Source organism: Thioalkalivibrio sp. ALE28 (assembly GCF_000377425.1).
Classification (GTDB): domain Bacteria; phylum Pseudomonadota; class Gammaproteobacteria; order Ectothiorhodospirales; family Ectothiorhodospiraceae; genus Thioalkalivibrio.
Map to the genome: position 1 here is coordinate 127,521 of NZ_KB898099.1, position 20,517 is coordinate 148,037.

At 70.3% G+C, this 20,517-nt stretch carries 18 protein-coding genes and 1 other RNA gene; 17 read left to right on the plus strand and 2 right to left on the minus strand.

Going from position 1 to position 20,517, the window contains the following annotated elements:
• Window positions 1-23 precede the first annotated feature (23 nt).
• Window positions 24-380, minus strand: a complete 357-nt coding sequence (locus tag D105_RS0108655) for a YraN family protein (RefSeq protein WP_018878160.1) — start codon at window positions 378-380, stop codon at window positions 24-26.
• Window positions 381-2,252, minus strand: a complete 1,872-nt coding sequence (locus D105_RS0108660; RefSeq protein ID WP_038032855.1) for a penicillin-binding protein activator — start codon at window positions 2,250-2,252, stop codon at window positions 381-383.
• A 78-nt stretch (window positions 2,253-2,330) separates the two neighbouring features.
• On the opposite strand from D105_RS0108660, the gene rsmI reads away from it, so the two are divergent.
• The 17 genes from rsmI (at window position 2,331) to ftsA (ending at window position 20,449) form a co-directional block, all read left to right on the plus strand.
• A complete protein-coding gene (gene rsmI, locus D105_RS0108665; RefSeq protein ID WP_018876483.1) occupies window positions 2,331-3,167 on the plus strand; it encodes a 16S rRNA (cytidine(1402)-2'-O)-methyltransferase in 837 nt (278 codons plus the stop codon).
• A 312-nt stretch (window positions 3,168-3,479) separates the two neighbouring features.
• Window positions 3,480-3,825: RNase P RNA component class A (gene rnpB / locus D105_RS14350), an RNA gene on the plus strand.
• A gap of 287 nt (window positions 3,826-4,112) precedes the next feature.
• Window positions 4,113-4,553 carry a division/cell wall cluster transcriptional repressor MraZ gene (gene mraZ, locus D105_RS0108670; RefSeq protein WP_017942776.1) on the plus strand — a complete coding sequence of 147 codons (441 nt, stop codon included), beginning with the start codon at window positions 4,113-4,115 and terminating at the stop codon, window positions 4,551-4,553.
• Window positions 4,554-4,558: 5 nt separating this feature from the next.
• Window positions 4,559-5,485 (plus strand): 16S rRNA (cytosine(1402)-N(4))-methyltransferase RsmH, encoded by a 927-nt coding sequence (rsmH, locus tag D105_RS0108675; protein ID WP_018878162.1) that lies wholly within the window; start codon window positions 4,559-4,561, stop codon window positions 5,483-5,485.
• A complete protein-coding gene (gene ftsL, locus D105_RS0108680) occupies window positions 5,485-5,769 on the plus strand; it encodes a cell division protein FtsL (protein WP_018865645.1) in 285 nt (94 codons plus the stop codon). The genes rsmH and ftsL overlap by 1 nt, the downstream gene beginning before the upstream one ends.
• Window positions 5,757-7,472 carry a penicillin-binding protein 2 gene (locus D105_RS0108685; protein ID WP_018878163.1) on the plus strand — a complete coding sequence of 572 codons (1,716 nt, stop codon included), beginning with the start codon at window positions 5,757-5,759 and terminating at the stop codon, window positions 7,470-7,472. Before ftsL ends, D105_RS0108685 begins: the two co-directional genes overlap by 13 nt.
• Entirely contained in the window at window positions 7,469-9,010 is a 1,542-nt protein-coding gene (locus D105_RS0108690) for a UDP-N-acetylmuramoyl-L-alanyl-D-glutamate--2,6-diaminopimelate ligase (protein WP_018878164.1), read from the plus strand. Before D105_RS0108685 ends, D105_RS0108690 begins: the two co-directional genes overlap by 4 nt.
• Window positions 9,007-10,377 (plus strand): UDP-N-acetylmuramoyl-tripeptide--D-alanyl-D-alanine ligase, encoded by a 1,371-nt coding sequence (murF, locus tag D105_RS0108695; protein ID WP_018878165.1) that lies wholly within the window; start codon window positions 9,007-9,009, stop codon window positions 10,375-10,377. Before D105_RS0108690 ends, murF begins: the two co-directional genes overlap by 4 nt.
• On the plus strand, window positions 10,358-11,440 hold the full coding sequence (gene mraY / locus D105_RS0108700; protein WP_018876478.1) for a phospho-N-acetylmuramoyl-pentapeptide-transferase: 1,083 nt from the start codon (window positions 10,358-10,360) through the stop codon (window positions 11,438-11,440). The genes murF and mraY overlap by 20 nt, the downstream gene beginning before the upstream one ends.
• 4 nt (window positions 11,441-11,444) lie before the next feature.
• Window positions 11,445-12,788 carry a UDP-N-acetylmuramoyl-L-alanine--D-glutamate ligase gene (gene murD / locus D105_RS0108705; RefSeq protein ID WP_018878166.1) on the plus strand — a complete coding sequence of 448 codons (1,344 nt, stop codon included), beginning with the start codon at window positions 11,445-11,447 and terminating at the stop codon, window positions 12,786-12,788.
• Window positions 12,785-13,990: a putative lipid II flippase FtsW gene (gene ftsW / locus D105_RS0108710; protein WP_026280456.1), complete on the plus strand. Its 1,206-nt coding sequence runs from the start codon at window positions 12,785-12,787 to the stop codon at window positions 13,988-13,990. The genes murD and ftsW overlap by 4 nt, the downstream gene beginning before the upstream one ends.
• Complete coding sequence (murG, locus tag D105_RS0108715) at window positions 13,987-15,081, plus strand: undecaprenyldiphospho-muramoylpentapeptide beta-N-acetylglucosaminyltransferase (protein WP_018878168.1); 1,095 nt, start codon at window positions 13,987-13,989, stop codon at window positions 15,079-15,081. The genes ftsW and murG overlap by 4 nt, the downstream gene beginning before the upstream one ends.
• The gene (gene murC / locus D105_RS0108720) at window positions 15,078-16,508 is read left to right on the plus strand and encodes a UDP-N-acetylmuramate--L-alanine ligase (RefSeq protein WP_018878169.1); all 1,431 of its coding nucleotides are present in this window, start codon (window positions 15,078-15,080) and stop codon (window positions 16,506-16,508) included. Before murG ends, murC begins: the two co-directional genes overlap by 4 nt.
• Window positions 16,505-17,467, plus strand: coding sequence for a UDP-N-acetylmuramate dehydrogenase (murB, locus tag D105_RS0108725; RefSeq protein ID WP_018878170.1), 963 nt, complete (start codon window positions 16,505-16,507; stop codon window positions 17,465-17,467). Before murC ends, murB begins: the two co-directional genes overlap by 4 nt.
• Window positions 17,464-18,402 carry a D-alanine--D-alanine ligase gene (locus D105_RS0108730; RefSeq protein WP_018878171.1) on the plus strand — a complete coding sequence of 313 codons (939 nt, stop codon included), beginning with the start codon at window positions 17,464-17,466 and terminating at the stop codon, window positions 18,400-18,402. Before murB ends, D105_RS0108730 begins: the two co-directional genes overlap by 4 nt.
• A 65-nt stretch (window positions 18,403-18,467) precedes the next feature.
• Window positions 18,468-19,190: a cell division protein FtsQ/DivIB gene (locus D105_RS0108735; RefSeq protein WP_026279152.1), complete on the plus strand. Its 723-nt coding sequence runs from the start codon at window positions 18,468-18,470 to the stop codon at window positions 19,188-19,190.
• A 23-nt stretch (window positions 19,191-19,213) separates the two neighbouring features.
• Window positions 19,214-20,449, plus strand: a complete 1,236-nt coding sequence (gene ftsA / locus D105_RS0108740) for a cell division protein FtsA (RefSeq protein ID WP_018865657.1) — start codon at window positions 19,214-19,216, stop codon at window positions 20,447-20,449.
• Window positions 20,450-20,517: the final 68 nt, after the last annotated feature.

A 20,517-nucleotide genomic window follows, 5' to 3' on the forward strand; every position in this document is an offset into this window, starting at 1 on the left:
GCTTTGGATTCAAGGGAGCCGGTTTAATCGGTGGGTGCCTGGATGGCGTCCTGCAGCCACTCGATCCGGTCGCGGCCATCCAGGGTCATGACATCGAAACGCACCGGCCCGTTCCAGGCATGCTCCTGCAAATAGGCCTCGGCGACCCGGAGCAGGCGCGCCTGCTTGCGTCGGTCGATGCTCTCCGCGCCGCCGCCGAATCCCGGGTGGCTGCGCTTGCGTACCTCCACCAGCACCAGCGTGTCGCCCTCCTGGGCGACGAGGTCGAGCTCGCCATACGGACGGCGGACGTTGCGCGCCCGGATCTCCAGGCCGCGCGTCTCGAGGTAGGCGGCGGCCCGGTCCTCGGCGGCCTGCCCCGAGACGCCCGGGCGAAACACTCAGGAGCCTCCGGCGGGGAGGTCGATGCGCCGGGGTTCGCCGCGCTCGAAGCGCGCCCAGGCCGGTTCCCGCACCCATTCGTGATTGAACGGGTTCAGTCCCCAGGTCCCGGTGGCGCCGACCAGCTGGTGATGCGGGGCGGCGCGCACCGCTTCCTGGCGCAGGCTCAGGCGCAGCGCATCCATCCCCAGGGCGACAAAGCGAGGCAGTGCCTCGTCGCCGGCGTCTGCCTCTTCGTCCAGCGGGCGTACCCGGTCGAACAGGCGCGGCGCGTCGGGAAACACGATCCCGTTCAGGTCGGCATCGCGATTGGCATCCGGACGGCCCGAATAGACATGGGCCGTCGCCATCATCGGCAGGTGGCTCGCGCGGTGAAAGTGCACGTGCGGCACGATACGCCGCACCTGCGGGGCCGACCCGGCGATGAACAGATGGTCCACATCGGCACGTACCTGCGGATCCGCCTCCAGTTCCAGCCCGGTCCGGCGCGCCACCTCGCGAATGCGGGATTCGCTTTGTGGGATACCCAGGGCATTGCCAATGGTGGCGTTCAGTTCGCCCGCAGTGGGCTGGACCCGGATCACGTCGCGTGGGCGTCGGTCGTCCTCGGCGAGCGTCGCCTGGTAGGCGCTCGCCACGCGATCGCCGAAGGCCCCCTCCGGCAGGATCACCAGCGGGTGCAGCCAGCCGGCGCGCGCGGCGCGATCGGCCACCGCCCGGGCGTCCTCTTCCGGGTTCAGGGCCAGCGTGGTCATCGCTTCGTGGACAATGGTGCCGGCCCGGTTCAGCAGCACGGATGGAACGGCCTGGTCGCTGTTTGCGACCTGCTGAACCGATTCGCGCCGCAGTGGGCCGATGATGCGTGCGACGCCCGATTCTACGCCGCGACGGTAGAGCGCGGCCGCGGCATCCGGCTCCCCGCGAGTGTCGCGCACGATCAGGCGCCCGTTGCTGGCCCCCTCTGCGTAGTAGGCGCGGGTGACCCCGTCCAGGACCGCATTGCCGAGTTCGCCGAGATCGCCCGACAGGGGCAGGAGCACCAGAGTGTCGCCCGGTGCGTCCGGCGTCAGGGGATGGGACGCCAGCAGCTCCGGCAGCAGGCTGTTGGCCGGGTGCGAGGGATGGCGTTCCCGCCACTGGCCAGCGGCCTGGCGTGCTGCGTCCTGCGTGTCGGCGCCGCGCAGCAACCGGAACAGGCTGACCCAGGCATCGCCATCCGGCGGGTGGTTGCCGATCACTCGTTCGCGCTGGGCCGGGCGCAGGGCCGCGAGCAGACCCCACAGGCGCTGCTGGTTCTCGCTGTGCAGATCCGGCTCCATGATCAGGAGCCCGTCCAGGCGCAGGCGGGCGTCCAGGGCCTGATACCATTGGCCTTCGTGTTCCAGCAGCCGGGCGTGGAGCGACAGGCCTTCACGATAGACCTCCGGTGAACGCGTCGGATCGTCCGGATCGTCCGCCCCGAGACGCTCGCGGGCCAGGTCCCAGTCACGCTGGGCCGCCGCCAGGCGCGCGCCCAGCAGGCGGCCGGCCTGGGAGTCCCGTTCGGCGTCGGGCAGCTCGGCCCAGAGGGTGTCGGCCCGCTCCAGCTGATCCGGCGTCGCCGGGTCCAGTGCCAGGACGGCTTCGATCGCACCCCGGACCGTCTCGGGTTCCGGGCGCGAACGCGCTTCGCTCAGCAGCAGGCTGGCGCGGACCTCCGGCGGGAGTTCAGCCAGGTCCGCGCGGGGTTCGGGTTCCGGGGCCGGCTCCGGGTCCGGGCGCGGCGTGGCGCACCCGACCACAATGGCCGAGGCCAGTAGCAACAGAGCAAGGCGGGACAGGGGCCGGGCGTGTCCGGCGCGATGAAGGGGTCGGGGCACGATGGTGGTCACGAGGTTTCCCTGGCGAATGAGGAGTCAGTATTGAAAGCGCATCAGGCCGTGTCAACGAACTGGGGCACGTTGTGGGTAGTGGCCACGCCGATTGGTAATCTCGGCGACATGAGCCCGCGTGCGGGCGAGATCCTGGCCCGGGTGCAGCGGATTGCCGCGGAGGATACGCGACACAGCGCCGGACTGCTGGCCCACCTGGGTGTGCATACGCCGCTGGTCAGCCTGCACGAGCACAACGAGGCCGAGCGAATCCCGGCGCTGCTCGAGGCATTGCAGGCGGGGGAGTCGGTGGCCCTGGTCTCGGATGCGGGCACGCCGCTGGTGTCCGATCCCGGCTTCCGTCTGGTGCGCGCGGCGCGGGAGGTGGGCGCGCCGGTGCGGGCCGTTCCGGGCCCCAGCGCCCCGCTGGCGGCGCTGGCCGTGGCGGGGTTGCCATCCGACCGATTCTGTTTCGAGGGCTTTCTGCCGCACGCGGCCGGGGCGCGTCGGCGGCAGCTGGAGGTGCTGCTGGCCCAGCCGGTTACGACGATCGTGTTCGAGTCGTCTCATCGTATCCGGGCTGCGGCCGGGGACCTTGCCGGACTGGCGCCCGAGCGCGAGGTATTCCTGGCGCGCGAGCTGACCAAGCAGTTCGAGGAGCACTACCGGGGCGTCGCTGCGGACCTCCCGGCCTGGCTGGATGCGGATGCCAACCGCACCCGCGGCGAGTTTGTCCTGATCCTGGGGGCGGCGCCGGCCCCGGAAACCGGCGGCGAGGCCGACGAGCCGCTGGCGGCCGAACACGAGCGCCTGCTCACCGCGCTGCTGCAGGAGCTCCCCCTCAAGCGTGCCGCGCGCCTGCTCTCCGATGCGACCGACCTGCCACGCAACCGCGTCTACGCCCGCGCCCTGGCCCTAAAGGACGCCCAAAGCTAAGGCCTGTTTTTCACCACGAAGCACACGAAGGCACGAAGAAGGGCAAGGTCAAGGGCGCTTCACAGGAAGTCGCGAAGGTTTGAAGGAATGAATGCGGGTTGAACCCACTGGGCTCGGACGGTGTAGCAATGAGTGTCCGGCCAATCCTGCCAGCAGTAACGCCCTTCTATCCTTCCAGCCTTCCTGTCATTGCTTTTGACCTTGCCCTTCTTCGTGCCTTCGTGTGCTTCGTGGTGAACAAAAGGGGGGCGTCGGCGGCCAGGCCCCTGAAAAGCCTTGCGTTCCGTGGCGGGGCGGCGTACAAGGAGCGCGGGAGTCGGCCGGGCAGTCGCTGCATCCTCGGATGTGGAGGAAAGTCCGGGCTCCGCAGGGCAGGACGCCAGGTAACACCTGGGCGGCGCGAGCCGACGGAAAGTGCCGCAGAAAATACACCGCCGATGGCCTTCGGGCACAGGTAAGGGTGAAATGGTGCGGTAAGAGCGCACCGCGCGACTGGTAACAGTTCGTGGCAGGGTAAACCCCGTCCGGAGCAAGGCCAAATAGGGGTGCATGGTGTGGCCCGCATCGCACCCGGGTAGGCTGCACGAGGCGTCCGGTGACGGACGTCCCAGATGAATGACTGTCCACGACAGAACCCGGCTTATGGCCGGCTCCCACTTTTTCCCACCTGTGAGTCTCCCGCCGCCGTGCCGGTTCGGGCCGGTCCCGCTGTGTCCGCGGCAAACTTGTAAAGTGATGCATGAAGTTTGGGCCTCAACGCGAGGCTTTTAATACCCTTCTTCCAGCTCTTTCGGCGCCCTCGCGTCGGTCGCGCTAAGTCTCTGTGATTCAACGCTTATTTTTTGTTTTTCGGGGTCGATTTTCTTGACTCTGGAGGATGCCCGTACCTATAGTGTCGAAAAGTGGGTCAAAGTGGGGAAAGGTGGGTAACCACCGCTACCAGCCATGTTTCGAGGCGTCAGCCAGCTCAATCTGGATGCGAAGGGCCGCTTGGCCATGCCGGCGCGGTATCGCGACGACCTCGCTGCGAGCTGCAACAGCCAGCTGGTGATTACCGTTGATCCCTCCCGTTGCCTCCTCCTCTACCCGTTTCCGGAATGGGAGCGCATCGAGCAGAACCTGATGTCCCGCCCCAACATGAATCCCAAGGTGCGCAATCTGCAGCGCCTGCTGGTGGGTCATGCCACCGAATGCGAGCTGGATGGCAGCGGCCGGTTGCTGCTGCCCACGCCCCTGCGTCAGTACGCCGGCCTGGAAAAGCGGGTCGTGCTGCTGGGGCAGGGCAAGAAGTTCGAGATCTGGGACGAGGCCACCTGGGAGGAGACCTGCGCCCAGGTGCTGGGGGGTGACGTGGATGACGAAGCGCTCGAGTCCATCGCGTTGTGACGGGCATGGAATCCGTCTCCCATATTCCGGTGCTGCGCGACGCGGTGCTGGAGGGCCTGGCCGTGCGAGCTGACGGCTTCTATGTCGATGGCACCTTCGGCCGCGGTGGCCATAGCCGGGCCATCCTGGAGCGGCTGGGGCCGGAGGGCCGGCTGCTGGCCATGGACCGCGATCCGGAAGCCGCGGCGTCCGCCGAGGCGCTGGCCGACGACCCCCGCTTCGCCTTCGAGGCCGGGCCGTTCTCGACCATGGCGGACACGTTGCGCCGGCGCTTCCCCGAGCGCGGCCCGGACGGGGTGTTCCTGGATCTGGGCGTGTCCTCGCCGCAGCTCGATACGCCCGAGCGCGGCTTCAGCTTTCAGCATGATGGTCCGCTGGATATGCGCATGGACCCCGCCAGCGGCGAGAGCGCCGCGGACTGGCTGGCACGCGCCGACGAGGGCGAGATCGCCGATGTGATCTACCACTATGGCGAGGAGCGCCACTCGCGGCGTATCGCCCGCGCCATCGCGGCCGCGCGCGCCGAGGCGCCGATTACCCGTACCGCCGCGCTGGCCGAGATCGTGCGCCGGGCCGTGCCGAAGCGCGAGCCGGGCAAGCACCCGGCGACCCGCACCTTCCAGGCCCTGCGCATCTTTGTGAACCGGGAGCTCGCCGAACTGGAGCAGTGGCTGGCCACGATCCCGGACGTCCTGCCGCCCGGCGCGCGGCTGGTGGTCATCAGCTTTCATTCGCTGGAAGACCGCATGGTGAAACAGGCCCTGCGCAAGCCGGTGTCCGACGTGCGGCTGCCGAAGGGCCTGCCGGTGATGCCGGAGGAGCCGGAGCGCAAGCTGCGGCCGGTCGGCAAGCCGGTCCACGCCGATCGCGAGGAACAGCGCATCAATCCGCGCTCGCGCTCGGCCGTGCTGCGTGTCGGGGAGCGACTCTGATGGTCGCGCGCGGACTTCTGGCAGTGGCGCTGGCGACCGGCGTGTTTGCCTCGGCGATCGGGGTCGTCGCGGCGAAGCACGAGGCCCGCCAGGCCTTCGTCGACCAGCAGCAGGCGCTCGCCCAGCGCGATGTCCTGAATCTGGAATGGACGCAGTTGCAGATCGAGCAGTCGACCTGGGCGACCCAGGGCCGGGTCGAGGAACAGGCGCGCCGGCAGCTGGACATGATCCAGCCGGATTCCGACCGCATCGTGGTGATCGGGGGTGATGTGTGGGCGCGCTGAAGCGGCAGATCAGCGGCGGTCGCCTGAAGGTCGTGATCGGCGTGTTCGCGCTGGCGGGCATCGCGCTGCTGTTGCGCGCCGTCGACCTGCAGGTGCTGGAGCGCGACTTCCTGACCTCGCAGGGCGAACAGCGCCAGGTGCGCACCCTGACCGAGTCCGCCCATCGCGGCATGATCACCGACCGCCATGGCGAACCGCTGGCGATCTCGGCCCCGGTGCAGACCGCCTGGGCCAATCCGCAGGACCTGATGGAACAGCGCGATCGCTGGTCGGATCTGGCGGCGGCGCTGGAGGTGGAGCCTGCGTGGCTGGCGGAGCGGATCGAGAGCCGGTCCTCGCGCGAGTTCGTCTATCTGCGCCGCCACATGCTGCCGGAACAGGCCGAACGCGTGGCCGCGCTGCGCATGCAGGGGGTGGGGCTGACCCGCGAGTTCCGTCGCTACTATCCGCACGGCGAGGCGACGTCGCACGTACTCGGCTACACCAACATCGACGATCAGGGCCAGGAGGGGGTCGAGCTGGCCTTCGATCAGTGGCTCTCGGGCCAGCCGGGAGCCAAGCGCGTGCTGCGCGATCGCCACGGCCGCACCATCCGCGACGTCGCCAGCATTCGCCCCGCGCGGGACGGCAATACGCTGGCGCTGACCCTGGATCAGCGCCTGCAGTACCTGGCCTACCGCGAGCTGAAGGCCGCGGTCGCCGAACACAACGCGCGGGGCGGCTCCGCGGTGATGCTGGACGCCCGCAGCGGCGAGGTGCTCGCGCTGGTCAACCAGCCCGGATTCAATCCGAATAACCGTGGTGCCATCCGCTCCGACCGCGCTCGCAACCGCGCCATCACCGATACCATGGAGCCGGGCTCGGTGATGAAGCCCTTCACCGTCGCGGCGGCCCTGGATGCCGGGGTGGTGGATGCCAACTCCACCCTGGAGACCGGCCCCGGTACCATGCGTGTCGGGCGCCTGACCGTTCGTGACCTGCGCGATTACGGGACCATCGACCTGACCACCCTGATTGCCCGTTCCAGCAACGTCGGGGCCACGCAGCTGGCGCTGGAAACCCCGGCGGATCGCTTCTGGCAGACCCTCCACCAGGCCGGGTTCGGGCAGGCGCCGGGCACCCATTTCCCCGGCGAGGCCCGCGGGCGCCTGCGGGACTTCACCACCTGGCGCGAGGTCGAGCAGGCCACGCTCGGCTATGGCTACGGCCTGTCGCTGTCGCCGCTGCAGATGGCGGCCGCCTACACCGCCTTCGCCAACGACGGGGAGCGCGTGCCGGTCCGGCTGGTGCGCACCGCCGACGATCTGCGCGAACCGGCGCGGGTGATGTCCCCGCGCACCGCCCGCCAGGTACTGGCGATGATGGAGCACGTGATCGGCACCGAGGGCACGGCCCGCCAGGCGGCGATCGATGGCTACCGGGTGGCCGGCAAGACCGGCACCAGCCGCAAGAGCGGGCCGGGTGGCTATACCGAGGACCGCTATTTCTCCAGCTTTGTCGGCCTGGCCCCGGCCTCTGATCCGCGCTTCGTGATGGCCGTGGTGATCGACGAACCCGATGCCGGGGTCTACTACGGCGGGGCCGTCGCGGCCCCCGTGTTCCGGCAGGTCGTTGGCTCGGCCCTGCGCATGTTCAATGTGCGCCCGGACGCGATGCCGGAAATCCCGATGCGCCTGGCGGCGGAACACGAGGGGGCCACATGATGGCCGCCCGCGATACCCGAGGCGAGGCTGCACCCGTGCTGGGCGATCTGCTGCCCGCCGGGTCCCTGCGTCCCGAACAGGCGGCCCTCCCGGTCGCCGACCTGGTCCAGGACAGCCGCCGGGTCGGCCCCGGCGCGGCCTTTGTGGCCCTGGCCGGCACCCACGGGCACGGCCTGGCGCATGCCGCCGATGCGGCCGCCCGTGGCGCCCGGGTCATCCTCTGGGACGAGGGGGAGCCCCCGGAATCCGCCGTGGAGGTCCCGCTGATCCATGTGCCGGGTCTGCGCGACCGGCTACCGCAGATGGCGCGCGCCCTGTTCGGGGCGTGGCCGGAGGCGGCCCCCCTGGTGGCGGTGACCGGCACCGATGGCAAGACCACGGTGACCCACCTGATCGCGCTGGCCCTGGAGGCCCTGGGCCGGCCCACCGGCCTGATCGGCACCCTCGGCGTCGGGCGTCCCGGGCAGCTGGAGGCGACCGGGCACACCACGCCCGGAGTGCTCGATTTGCATCGTCATCTGGCGGATCTGGCGGGGTCCGGTTGCCAGGCCGTGGCGCTGGAGGCCTCCTCGCACGGCCTGGCGCAGGGGCGCCTTGCCGGGGCTCCGATCACGGTCGGCGTGCTGACCTGCCTGAGTTCCGACCACCTCGATTTCCACGGCAGTCAGGAGGCCTATGCCGAGGCCAAGGCCCGCCTGTTTGCCTGGCCCGGCCTGCAGACGGCGGTGCTGAACATCGACGACGCCTTCGGGCGCCGCATCGCCGGGGGGCTGCCGCCGGGTGTTCGCGCCCTGACCTACAGCGCGACCGGGGCGCCGGCCGACCTGCGCGCCCGCGACGTGGTGGCCACGCCCGACGGGCTGCGCTTCACGCTCGAGGCCGAGGGCCAGACCCGCACGGTCCAGTCCACGCTGTTCGGCCTGTTCCAGGTGGGCAACCTGCTGGCGACCCTTGCCACGCTGCAGGCGCTGGGCCTGGAGCGTGAACAGACCATCGCCGCCCTCGCGCGGCTGCCCGGCGTGCCCGGGCGCATGGAGCGCTTCCCGCTGCCCAACGGGGCCCTGGCGGTGGTCGACTATGCCCACACCGCCGAGGCGCTGGACGCCGCCTTGCGCGCCCTCCGGCCTCACACCGAGGGACGCCTGAGCGTGGTCTTCGGGTGCGGTGGCGAGCGCGACCGCGGCAAGCGTCCGGCGATGGGACGGGTGGCCTGCGAGCGTGCGGACGTGGTCTTCGTGACCGACGACAACCCGCGCGGCGAGGACCCGGCCGAGATCCGAGCCGAGATTCTTGCCGGCTGTGCCACGGCCGCCGAATGCCACGAGATCGGTGACCGCGCCACCGCGATCGCCAGTGCCCTGGCCGAGGCTGGTGCGGGCGATGTAGTGCTGGTGGCCGGCAAGGGCCACGAGACCACTCAGGAGATTCGCGGGCAACGGTATCCGTTCAGCGACCGCGAGCAGGTGCGGGCCGTGGGGCGTCGGCATCCGCAGGACACGCGCGACCCGCAGCGCGCGACCAGGGAGGAGGGAGAATGATTCGCATGACCAGCCAGGAACTGGCCGAGGCCGTGAAGGGACGCCTGCAGGGGGCGGGCGACGTGGCCTTCGAGGGTGTGTTCACCGACACCCGCGAGCCTCGCCCCGGGGCGCTGTTTATCGCGCTGAAGGGGCCCAACTTCGATGCCCACACGCAGGTGTCCGCCGATCTGCCGGCGCCGGTGCTGCTGGTCGAGCGGGCCCTGGATGTCCCGCAGCCGCAGGTCATTGTCTCCGATACGCGCGAGGCGCTGGGTCGGCTCGGCCGCCACTGGCGCCGCCAGAGCCGGGCGCGGGTGATCGCCCTGACCGGTTCGAACGGCAAGACCACCACCAAGGAGATGCTGCGCTGCATCCTCGAGGGCGCAGGGTCCGTGCATGCCACCGCGGGCAATCTGAACAACGAGATCGGCGCGCCGCTGACGCTGCTGGCCATGCCGCAGGACGTGGACTACGCGGTGATCGAACTGGGCGCCAACCACGCCGGCGAGATCGGCCGCATGGTGCGCTGGGTCGAGCCACAGGTGGCCATGATCACCAATGCCGGGCGCGCCCATCTGGAGGGCTTCGGGAGCCTCGAGGGCGTGGCGCATGCCAAGGCCGAGATCTACTCCGGTCTGCCGGCCCAGGGCGGTACCGCCGTGATCAACCTGGACGACCCGTTTGCCGACTACTGGCTGTCCCTGAACGAGCACCACCACTGCCAGCGCTTCTCGCTGGAGGGCGGCGGCGAGGTCGAGGGGATGTGGCAGGCCCCGGACCGGCTGCGGCTGGCGATCCTCGGCGCGGGGCGCGACCTGCGCCTGGCCGGCCCCGGGCGCCATCTCGCGGCAAACGCCGTCGCTGCGGCCGCCGCGGCCAATGCGGTGGGCCTCGGGATCGACCGCATCGTCGAGGGCCTGGCGCGCTGGAAGCCCGTCCGCGGGCGCCTGCAGGAACTGTGGCATGTCACTGGCGCACGCCTGTGGGACGACAGCTACAACGCCAACCCGGACTCGCTGAGGGCCGGGCTGGAGGTGCTGGCGGCCATGCCCGGCCGGCGCATCCTGGTGCTGGGCGCGATGGGCGAGCTGGGCTCGGAGACCCGCGAACTGCATCGCGAAACGGGCCGGCTGGCCCGGGCCATGGGCATCGACCACTGCCTCGCCCTGGGCGACGCCGCGCGCGACAGTGCCGAGGCGTTCGGTGATGGTGGCGAATGGTTTGCCGATCACGGCGCATTGCAGGCGCGCCTGGAGGCGCTCCTGGCCGAGGGTACGACGGTGCTGGTGAAGGGCTCGCGCAGCCAGCACATGGAACGGATCATCGAGGGGCTGGATCTGGCCTCGGCAGCGCCGGAGGTGGCGGATGCTCTACGCGCTGACTGAGTACCTGAGCCAGTTCTATTCCGGCTTCACGGTCTTTCAGTACCTGACCGTTCGCGCCATCCTCGGGGTGGTCACGGCGCTGGCGATCGCGCTGCTGATCGGCCCGGCAATGATTCGCCGCCTCACCGTCGGCAAGGTCGGCCAGCAGATCCGTGACGACGGCCCCGAGTCGCACCTGACCAAGGCCGGCACCCCGACCATGGGCGGCGCGCTGATTCTGGTCGCGGTGGCCATCGCCACCCTGCTCTGGAGCGACCTGACCAACCGCTTCGTCTGGCTCGTGCTGCTGACGACCCTCGCGTTCGGTGCGGTCGGCGGGTGGGATGACTACCTGAAGCTGCGCTATGGCAACAGCAAGGGACTGTCGGCGCGCGCCAAGATCCTGTGGCAGACCCTGTTCGCCCTGATCGCGGCCGGCGTGATCATGTACACCGCGCAGGGCCCGGTGGAGACCACGTTCTACCTCCCGGTGTTCAAGGACATCCAGTTCAGCCTGGGCTGGTTGTTCATCCCGCTGGTCTGGCTGGTCGTGGTCGGTTCCTCGAACGCGGTGAACCTCACCGACGGGCTGGACGGCCTGGCGATCATGCCTGCGGTGCTGGTGGCCGGGGCCCTGGGCGTGTTTGCCTACGCGGCGGGTCATGCGGTGTTCGCCGACTATCTCGGCATCCCGGCGGTGCCCGGGGTGGGCGAGGTCGTGATCTTCACCGCCGCGCTGGTCGGCGCCGGGCTCGGGTTCCTGTGGTTCAACACCTACCCGGCCCAGGTATTCATGGGCGATGTCGGGGCCCTTGCGCTGGGTGCGGCCCTGGGCATGCTGGCGATCCTGACCCGCCAGGAGATCGTCCTGCTGATCATGGGCGGCATCTTCGTGCTGGAGACGCTGTCGGTGATGCTGCAGGTCGCCTCGTTCAAGCTCACCGGGCGGCGCATCTTCCGCATGGCGCCGCTGCATCACCACTTCGAACTCAAGGGCTGGCCGGAGCCGCGCGTGATCGTGCGTTTCTGGATCCTGACCGTGGTGTTCGTGCTGATCGGTCTCGCGACCCTGAAGGTGCGCTGATCCCATGATGCGAGCCAGCGGCGACAACCTGATCGTGGGCCTGGGGGCGACCGGACTGTCGGTGGCCCGCTTCCTGCGCGCGCAGGGCCAGTCGTTTGCGCTCACCGATACTCGGGCGGCCCCCGTGGCGCTGGCTACGGGCGCGGACTGGGTGAACGCCGCCTGGGTGGGGCCGCTGGACGATCTGGATGCCACGGGGTTCTCCCGAATCGTGGTCTCGCCCGGCGTCGCCCTGGAACACCCCGTCCTGCAGCAGGCGCAGGCGGCCGGCGCCCGCCTGATCGGGGACATCGACCTGTTCGCCGAGCAGGCGCCCGCCCCGGTGATCGCGATCACCGGCTCCAACGGCAAGAGCACCGTGACCGCCCTGGTGGGCGAGCTGCTCCAGGCCGCTGGCTACCGTGTCGCGGTCGGCGGCAACTTCGGGACCCCGGCGCTGGACCTGCTGGAATCGGCGCCCGATCTGTACGTGCTGGAGCTGTCCAGCTTCCAGCTGGAGCGCAGCCACACATTGGCGCCGGCCGCCGCCGCCATCCTGAATATCTCCCCCGACCACCTGGACCGCTACGCCGATCTGGACGCCTATGTACGCGCCAAGGCCCGGATCCTGGATCGCGCCCAGCGCGGCGTGCTGAATCGCGAGGACACCTGGCTGCGCGAGATCGCGCTGCCGCAGGACCTGCAGGTGATCTCCTTCGGTCTCGACGCCCCGCCGCGCGCGGTCGACTTCGGCGTGCGACCGGCCCCCGAGGATGGCCCCGAGCTGGTGCATGGCGACGAGGGCCTCCTCGCCACGGGTCGCCTGCGCCTGCGGGGGCAGCACAACTGGGCCAACGCCCTGGCCGCGCTGGCCCTGGCCTGGCCCTGGGTCGAGGCCGGCGAGCCGCGCGCCCGCGCACTGGCGGCCCTGGCCGAATTCGCCGGGCTGCCGCACCGCTCGCAGTGGATTGCCGAGGTCGACGGGGTCGCATACATCAACGACTCCAAGGGTACCAACGTGGGCGCCACCCTGGCCGCGCTGCGCGGCACGCCGGGGCCGCTGGTGCTGATTGCCGGGGGGCAGGGCAAGGGCCAGGACTTCGCCCCGCTGGCGGATTACATCCCGGGCAAGGTCCGCGGGGTGGTCCTGCTGGGCGAGGACGCGCCGGCCATCGCCCGCGCCCTGGCATCAGTGGTGCCGGTGCAGCGGGTCGACGACATGGCCGCCGCGGTCGCCCAGGCCGCCGCCTGGGCGCAGCCCGGGGATACCGTGCTGCTGTCGCCGGGCTGTGCCAGCCTGGACATGTACGAGAATTACCAGGCGCGCGGCGACGACTTCGCCCGCGCGGTGCGGGGGCTGGCGGCATGAGTGTCTCGAGTAGCCGCCTCGGATTGCCGGATCGCGGCCTGGTGGCCGGCCTGCGCGATCACGTGGACCTGCCTCTGCTGGCGGTCGCGGCGACCCTGCTGGGGATCGGGCTGGTGATGGTCGCCTCGGCCTCCATGGAGTTGGGCGAGCGCTATTTCGGCAATACCTGGCACTTCTTCCAGCGCCAGGTGATCTTCGCCGCTATCGGTCTGGCGGTGGCGACCTTCCTGTGGTCGGTTCCGCTGGCGCGCTGGGAGCGCGCGGGGCCTTGGTTGCTGATCCTGGTGATGGTGCTGCTGATCGCCGTGCTGATCCCCGGGGTGGGCCGCACGGTGAACGGGGCGACCCGCTGGATCCCGCTGGGCATGTTCAACCTCCAGGTGGCGGAGCTGGTGAAATTGCTGGTGGTGATGTACCTCGCCGGCTACATCGTGCGCCACTACTCGACGCTGCGCCTGCATTTCCTCGGCTTCATCCGTCCGCTGATCGTGCTCGGGGTGGGCACCATCCTGATGCTGCTGCAGCCCGACTTCGGGGGGGCGGCGATCATGCTGGCGATCGGCATGGGCATGCTGTTCCTGGCCGGTGCCAAGCTGTGGCAGTTCGCCGCGCTGGGGGTCACGATCGGCGCCGGTATGGCGGTGGTGGCGGTCGCGGCACCCTACCGCGTGGCGCGCCTGACGGCCTTCCTCGACCCCTGGCAGGACCCGTTCGCCACCGGCTTTCAGCTGACCCAGTCGCTGATCGCGATCGGCTCCGGCGGCTGGTTCGGGGCCGGGCTGGGCAACAGCGTGCAGAAGCTGTTCTACCTGCCGGAGGCGCACAACGATTTCCTGTTTGCGGTCTTTGCCGAGGAGTTCGGCTTCGTCGGCGTTATCGCCCTGATCGCGCTGTTCGGGGTGCTGGTCTGGCGCTGCATCCGTATCGGCCTGTATGCCGAGCGCGCCGGCCATGCCTTCGCCTCCCATCTGGCGTTCGGTGTGGCGATCTGGATGGGCCTGCAGGCCTTCCTGAACCTCGCCGTGAACATGGGGCTGCTCCCGACCAAGGGGCTGACCCTGCCGTTTCTCAGTTACGGCGGCAGTTCGCTGATTGTCTCGCTGGCGGCCATCGGCCTGGTGATGCGCGTCTACCGCGAGGCCCAGGTGCCCGCTCCCCGGGCGGCGCAGCCGTCCCGTCGCCGGCGGGGAGGTGCGGCATGAACGCCCCGCGCATCCTGATCATGGCTGGCGGCACAGGAGGCCACGTGTTCCCCGGGCTGGCGGTGGCCGAGGAGCTGCGTGCCCGCGGCGCCGAGGTGCGCTGGCTGGGTACCACCCGCGGCGTGGAGGCGCGGCTGGTACCGGAGTCCGGCATCGAACTGACAACCCTCCCCATCGCCGGGATTCGCGGCAAGGGCGTGATCGGGCTGGCGCTGGCGCCGTGGCGGCTGGGTCTGTCGCTGTGGGCGGCGCTGGGCCTGATGACGCGCCTGCGCCCGGACGCCGTGATCGGTTTCGGCGGCTTCGCGGCCGGGCCCGGCGGCCTGATGGCGGCCGCGCTGGGGCGCCCCCTGGCGATCCACGAACAGAACGCGGTGGCCGGCCTGACCAACCGCTGGCTGGCGAAGGTCGCCGACCGGGTGTACTCCGGCTTCGAGCACAGTTTTCCCGAGCGGGTGGCGGTCACGGTCGTGGGCAACCCGGTGCGCGCGCGGATCACCGGCCTGCCCGTCCCGGAGGTCCGCTTCGACGAGCGCGAAGGCCCGCTGAACATCCTGGTCCTGGGGGGCAGCCTGGGCGCGCGCTCTCTTAATCGGACCCTGCCCGCGGGTCTGGCGATGGTGGCGGCGCAACAGCCCCTGAACATCCGCCACCAGGCCGGCGAACGCACGCTGGAGGACGCCCGGGCCGCCTACGCCGAAGCCGGGCTGGCGGCCGAGGTCTCCGCCTTTATCGAGGACATGGCCGCCGCCTACGCCTGGGCGGACCTGGTGATCTGTCGCGCCGGGGCCCTGACCGTGGCCGAGGTGGCCGCCGCCGGGGTGCCGGCGATCTTCGTCCCCTATCCGCATGCGGTGGATGACCACCAGACCGCGAACGCCGAGGCCCTGGTGCGCGCGGGCGCGGCCTGGTGTATCGCGGATGCCGAACTGACGGCCCAGGCCATCTTTGACCGGGTCGGGCCGCTGGATCGCGAGGCCCTGCGGGCCCGCGCGGTCCTGGCGCGCGAGCAGGCCTGCCCGGACACGGTGCAGCGCCTGGCCGACGCCTGCATGGAGATGGCGGGTGCCCGCCCGGAGGGATCGTCATGAACGCCACGCGCCTGCCGCGTCACGCAATGCGCCGCATTCGCCGTATCCACTGCGTCGGGATCGGGGGTTCCGGCATGAGCGGGATCGCCGAGGTCCTGCACCAGCTGGGTTACCGGGTCTCCGGTTCCGACCTGGGGCAGTCAGCGATGGTCGAGCGCCTGAAGGCGATGGACATCCCGGTGGTGGCGGCCCATACCGAGGCGAATGTGGCGGACGCGGACGTGCTGGTGGTTTCCAGCGCGATCAACCCGTCCAACCCAGAGGTCCAGGAGGCCCGTCGTCGGGGTATCCCGATTGTGCGCCGCGCCGAAATGCTCGCCGAACTGATGCGTTTTCGCTACGGCATCGCGGTGGCCGGCACCCACGGCAAGACGACCACCACCAGCCTGGTCGCCAGTGTCCTGGCGGAGGCGGGCATGGATCCGACCTTTGTGATCGGCGGGCGCCTGAACAGCACGGCCAGTCACTCCAACCTCGGGGCCGGTGACTACCTCGTGGCCGAGGCCGACGAGAGCGATGCCTCGTTCCTCCATCTGCAGCCAATGATCAGCATCGTGACCAACATCGATGCCGATCACCTGGGGACCTATGGCAACGACTTCGGCAAGCTGCGCGCCACCTTCCTCGAGTTCCTGCATCACCTGCCGTTCTACGGCATCGCCGTGCTGTGCGCGGACGACCCGCAGGTGCGCGACCTGTATCCGGAACTGGAGCGCCCGCGCCTGACCTACGGCATCGAGCAGCCGGCCGACGTGCGCGCCCTGAATGTGCGCCAGGAAGGCGTGCGCATGTACTTCGATCTGGCCCTGCCGGGGCAGGCCGCATTCCCCGTGACCCTCAACCTGCCCGGCCGCCACAACGTGCTGAACGCCCTGGCCGCGGCGGCGGTCGCGCACGAGCTGGAGGTGGCGCCGACCGCGATCCAGGCCGCGCTGGAGCGTTTCCAGGGCATCGGCCGGCGCTTCCAGGTCCAGTCCTGGCAGGCCCCCAGCGGCCCGGTGACCCTGGTCGACGACTACGGCCATCACCCGCGGGAGATCGCCGCGACCCAGGCCGCCGCGCGCGATGCCTGGCCGGATCGGCGGCGCATCACGATCTTCCAGCCGCATCGCTATACCCGCACGCGCGACCTGTTCGAGGACTTTGTCGAGGCGCTGTCGGAGACCGATGTGCTGATCCTGCTGGAGGTGTATGCCGCCGGCGAGGAGCCGATCCCCAGTGCCGACGGCCGCAGCCTGGCGCGGGCCATCCGCCTGCGCGGTCAGGTCGAACCGGTGTTTGTCGAGCGGGCCGACGACGTCGTCGACGTCCTCGGGCGCATGCTGCGCGCGGATGACGTGGTCATTGCCCAGGGCGCCGGCGACATCGGCCGGCTGGCCGGTCTGCTGCCCGAACAGCTGAGCGCGTCCGGCAAGGGGGGCACATGATGGCGGCGCGCGAGATCGAGCCGATGGCGACGCCGTTCGCCGGGGAGCCGCGCGGGCGGCTGCAGGCCCGGGTGCCGCTGGCCGGGCTCACGTCGTGGCGGGTCGGCGGGCCGGCCGACTGGCTGTTCCAGCCGGTCGACCTCGACGATCTGGTGGCCGCGTTGCGCGACCACGCGACCCACGCCCCGCAGATGCCGGTGACCTTCCTCGGGCTTGGCAGCAACGTGCTGATCCGCGACGGGGGTGTCGAGGGGCTGGTGGTGCACCTGTCGGGTGTCCTCAACGAGCGCCGGCGTCTGGACGGTGATCGTCTCCTGCTGGGCGCCGGGCTGGCCTGTGCCCAGGCCGCGCGCTTCGGGGCCCGCGAGGGGCTGGTCGGGGCCGAGTTCCTGGCCGGCATCCCGGGCACGGTGGGGGGCGCGCTGTACATGAATGCGGGCGCCTGGGGCGGCGAGATCTGGCCGCTGGTGGAATCGGTGGCCACGGTGGATGTGCGCGGTGAACTGCATACCCGCACGCCAGCGGATTACTCCATCGGCTACCGCAGTGTCCGGGGCCCGGAAGACGAATGGTTCACCGGCTGCGTGCTGCGGCTGGCCCCGGGCGACCCCGAAGCCGGAATCCGACGCATCCGCGAACTCCTGCGCGAGCGCTCGGCGAAGCAGCCGCTGGGTCTGCCGTCCTGCGGTTCGGTCTTCCGTAATCCGGAGGGGGATCACGCGGCGCGTCTGGTGGAGGCGGCCGGGTTGAAGGGCCTGCGCCGCGGCGCGGCGGAGATCTCGCCCAAGCACGCCAATTTCATCACCCACGACGGGACGGCCCGCGCCGCCGATATCGAATGGCTGTTGCGCCATGCCCAGGACGAAGTGGAGCGGCGCTTCGGGGTGCACCTGGAGCCGGAGGTCCGGGTGCTGGGACGCGCCGCGGGTGCGAACGAGACAAGCGAGGGAACGGCATGAGCAAGCGAAGCGCACAAGACTACGGCCGGGTCGCGGTCCTGATGGGTGGCTGGTCCGGCGAGCGCGACATCTCGCTCCAGAGTGGCCAGGCCGTGCTGGCGGCCCTGCAGCGCCAGGGCGTGGATGCCCACCCGCTGGACCTGACCCGCGAGAGTGCCCGCTGCCTGGCGCTGGAGGGCTTCAACCGGGTGTTTATCGTGCTCCACGGCGAATGTGGCGAGGACGGCACGTTGCAGGGCTGCCTCGACATGGCGGGTGTGCCATACACCGGGACCGGCGTGCTTGGCTCCGCGCTGGGCATGGACAAGCTGGCCTGCAAGCGGCTGTGGGCGGGCAGCAATCTGCCCAGCGCGCCCTACCGCCTGCTGACACCCGGTTTCGATCCGGAGGCGGTCGCCGAGGCCTTGGGCCTGCCGCTGATCGTGAAGCCGGCCCGCGGGGGCTCCAGCCTCGGCATCACGCGGGTCGATCGCGTCGCGGATCTGCCGGCGGCGTTCGAGGCGGCCCGGCTGCAGCCGGGCCAGGTGTTCGCCGAGCAGTGGATCCGCGGGCGCGAGTACACCGTCGCGATCCTCGGCAACGAGCCGCTGCCCGTGGTGGAGATCCGTACCCCGGGTGGGTTCTACGACTACCACGCCAAGTACGAGGCCGATGATACCGGCTACGTCTGCCCGCCCCCGCTGGATTCGAGCGCGCTTCTGGAGCTGCAGTCCCTGGCGATCGCGGCCTTCGCGACGCTGGAGGGCTGCGGCTGGGGCCGGGTTGACATCCTGCAGGACGAGCACGGCGAGAACTTCCTGATCGAGGTGAACACCATCCCGGGCATGACCGATCACTCCCTGGTGCCCAAGGCGGCCGCGCAGGCCGGGATCGACTTTGACGAGCTGTGCCTGCGCATCCTCGATTCCAGTTTCGAGTGTGGAGGGCTGCGTTGAACGCACGCCGCACAACCCGACCCGCGCGCCGGCCGCAGTCGCAGGGGCCATCGCCCTTGCGCCGCCTGGCTGGCCCGGGGCTGCGCCTGATGGCCGGCATGGGCCTCGCCGGGATGCTGGTGCTGGGCGCGCTGGCCTGGCTGCAGTTCGACCCGGATGCCTGGCTGCCGATCGAGCGCATCGAGGTGACCGGCAACCCGCAGCACGCGGATGTCGCGGCCGTGCAGGAGTTGGCCCGCGCCCATGCATCGGGCTTCGTCGGGGTCGAGCTGGAGCGCCTGCGCGCGGCGCTGGAGGCCCAGCCCTGGGTGGACACGGTGCGCCTGCGCCGCCAGTGGCCGGACACGCTGGTGGTCGAGATCCGCGAGCCGGTGCCGGTGGCGCAATGGGGCGACGATCACCTGGTCGACCGCCACGGCCGGCTGTTCGGGCCGGTGGCGCTGGATGACTGGGAGGGGCTGCCGGCCCTCGCAGGGACGGATGGGCGGCAGGTGGTGCTGATGCATCGCTACCTGGAGGTCTCCGCGCGCCTGGCCGATGCCGGGCTGGAGGTCACCGGGCTGCAGGAAGGGGCCCGCCATGACTGGAGCATCCACCTGGCGGACGGCGTGCGCGTGCTGATGGGGCGGGATGCCGATCTGAGCCGCCTGGGTCAGCTGGTCCGCGCGGTGCCGGCGATTCGCGACTATCGCGATGCCCCGGTGGAACGGATCGACCTGCGCTATCCGCACGGGCTCGCGGTGGCCTGGGCGGATGCGGCGGATGACGGTGCGGGGGACGCCCGATGACACGAACGACAGGACGCAGAAAGATGATGGCAAAGAAGTCGGAACCCGGTCTGATCGTCGGCCTGGACGTCGGGACCTCGAAGATCGAGGCGGTGGTCGGGGAGCTGACCGAGGAAGGCGAGATCGAGATCATCGGGATCGGCTCCTCCCCTTCGCGCGGGCTGAAGAAGGGTGTGGTGGTGAACATCGAGTCCACCGTCCAGTCGATCCAGCGCGCGGTGGAGGAGGCCGAGCTGATGGCCGGCTGCGAGATCCATTCGGTCTACACCGGGATCGCCGGCTCCCACATCAAGAGCTACAACTCCACCGGCGTGGTGGCGATCAAGGACGGCGAGGTGGTCGCGGGTGACGTCGACCGGGTGATCGACGCCGCGCGCGCGATCGCGATCCCGGCCGACCAGCGCATCCTCCATGTGCTGCCGCAGGAATACATCATCGACGAGCAGGAGGGCATCCGCGAGCCGATCGGGATGTCCGGGGTGCGGCTGGAGGCCAAGGTGCATCTGGTCACCGGCGCGGTGTCCGCGGCGCAGAACATCGTCAAGTGCGTGGAGCGCTGCGGGCTGCGGGTGGACGACATCATCCTGGAACAGCTCGCCTCCAGCTATTCGGTGCTCAGCGAGGACGAGAAGGACCTGGGTGTCTGCCTGGTGGACATCGGCGGTGGCACCACCGACATCGCGGTGTTCGCCCATGGCGCGATCATGCACACCGCGGTGATCCCGATTGCCGGGGATCAGGTGACCAACGACATCGCGGTCGCCCTGCGCACGCCGACCCAGTACGCCGACGAACTCAAGATCAAGTACGCCTGCGCGCTGCGCTCGCTGGCCGACCCGGGCGAGAGCATCGAGGTGCCCGGGGTGGGCGATCGGGCCGCGCGTCGGCTGTCGCGTCAGACGCTCGCCTCCGTGGTCGAGCCGCGCTACGAGGAACTGCTGCAGCTGGTGCAGGCGGAGCTGCGCCGCAGCGGAACCGAGGAAATGATCGCCGCCGGGGTCGTACTGACCGGCGGATCGTCTCGAATGGAAGGTGTGGTGGACCTCGCCGAAGAGGTCTTCCACATGCCCGTACGCCTGGGGGTGCCGCAACGCGTCACCGGGCTCCTGGATGTGGTGAAGAATCCGATCCACGCGACGGGAGTGGGGCTGCTGCTCTACGCCCGCGAGTCGCGTGCGGAGCAGGAGGCCCGGCCCGTGAGCAGCGGGTTCCAGGGCGTATGGGCGCGCATGAAGCGCTGGTTTTCCGGGCAGTTCTGATGACCAGGACACCGGAATCTTTGGGGGTCGGACCGCTCTCCGGCCATGACGCAGGCCAACAGAAGTAC

Coding starts and splice junctions, on each gene's coding strand:
- mraZ (WP_017942776.1), top strand. CDS start 4,113: ATGTTTCGAGGCGTCAGCCAGCTCAATCTGGATGCGAAGGGCCGCTTG.
- D105_RS0108690 (WP_018878164.1), top strand. CDS start 7,469: ATGATGGCCGCCCGCGATACCCGAGGCGAGGCTGCACCCGTGCTGGGC.
- ftsL (WP_018865645.1), top strand. CDS start 5,485: ATGGTCGCGCGCGGACTTCTGGCAGTGGCGCTGGCGACCGGCGTGTTT.
- murB (WP_018878170.1), top strand. CDS start 16,505: ATGATGGCGGCGCGCGAGATCGAGCCGATGGCGACGCCGTTCGCCGGG.
- ftsA (WP_018865657.1), top strand. CDS start 19,214: ATGATGGCAAAGAAGTCGGAACCCGGTCTGATCGTCGGCCTGGACGTC.
- murD (WP_018878166.1), top strand. CDS start 11,445: ATGATGCGAGCCAGCGGCGACAACCTGATCGTGGGCCTGGGGGCGACC.
- murC (WP_018878169.1), top strand. CDS start 15,078: ATGAACGCCACGCGCCTGCCGCGTCACGCAATGCGCCGCATTCGCCGT.
- D105_RS0108730 (WP_018878171.1), top strand. CDS start 17,464: ATGAGCAAGCGAAGCGCACAAGACTACGGCCGGGTCGCGGTCCTGATG.
- mraY (WP_018876478.1), top strand. CDS start 10,358: ATGCTCTACGCGCTGACTGAGTACCTGAGCCAGTTCTATTCCGGCTTC.
- ftsW (WP_026280456.1), top strand. CDS start 12,785: ATGAGTGTCTCGAGTAGCCGCCTCGGATTGCCGGATCGCGGCCTGGTG.
- murF (WP_018878165.1), top strand. CDS start 9,007: ATGATTCGCATGACCAGCCAGGAACTGGCCGAGGCCGTGAAGGGACGC.
- murG (WP_018878168.1), top strand. CDS start 13,987: ATGAACGCCCCGCGCATCCTGATCATGGCTGGCGGCACAGGAGGCCAC.
- rsmH (WP_018878162.1), top strand. CDS start 4,559: ATGGAATCCGTCTCCCATATTCCGGTGCTGCGCGACGCGGTGCTGGAG.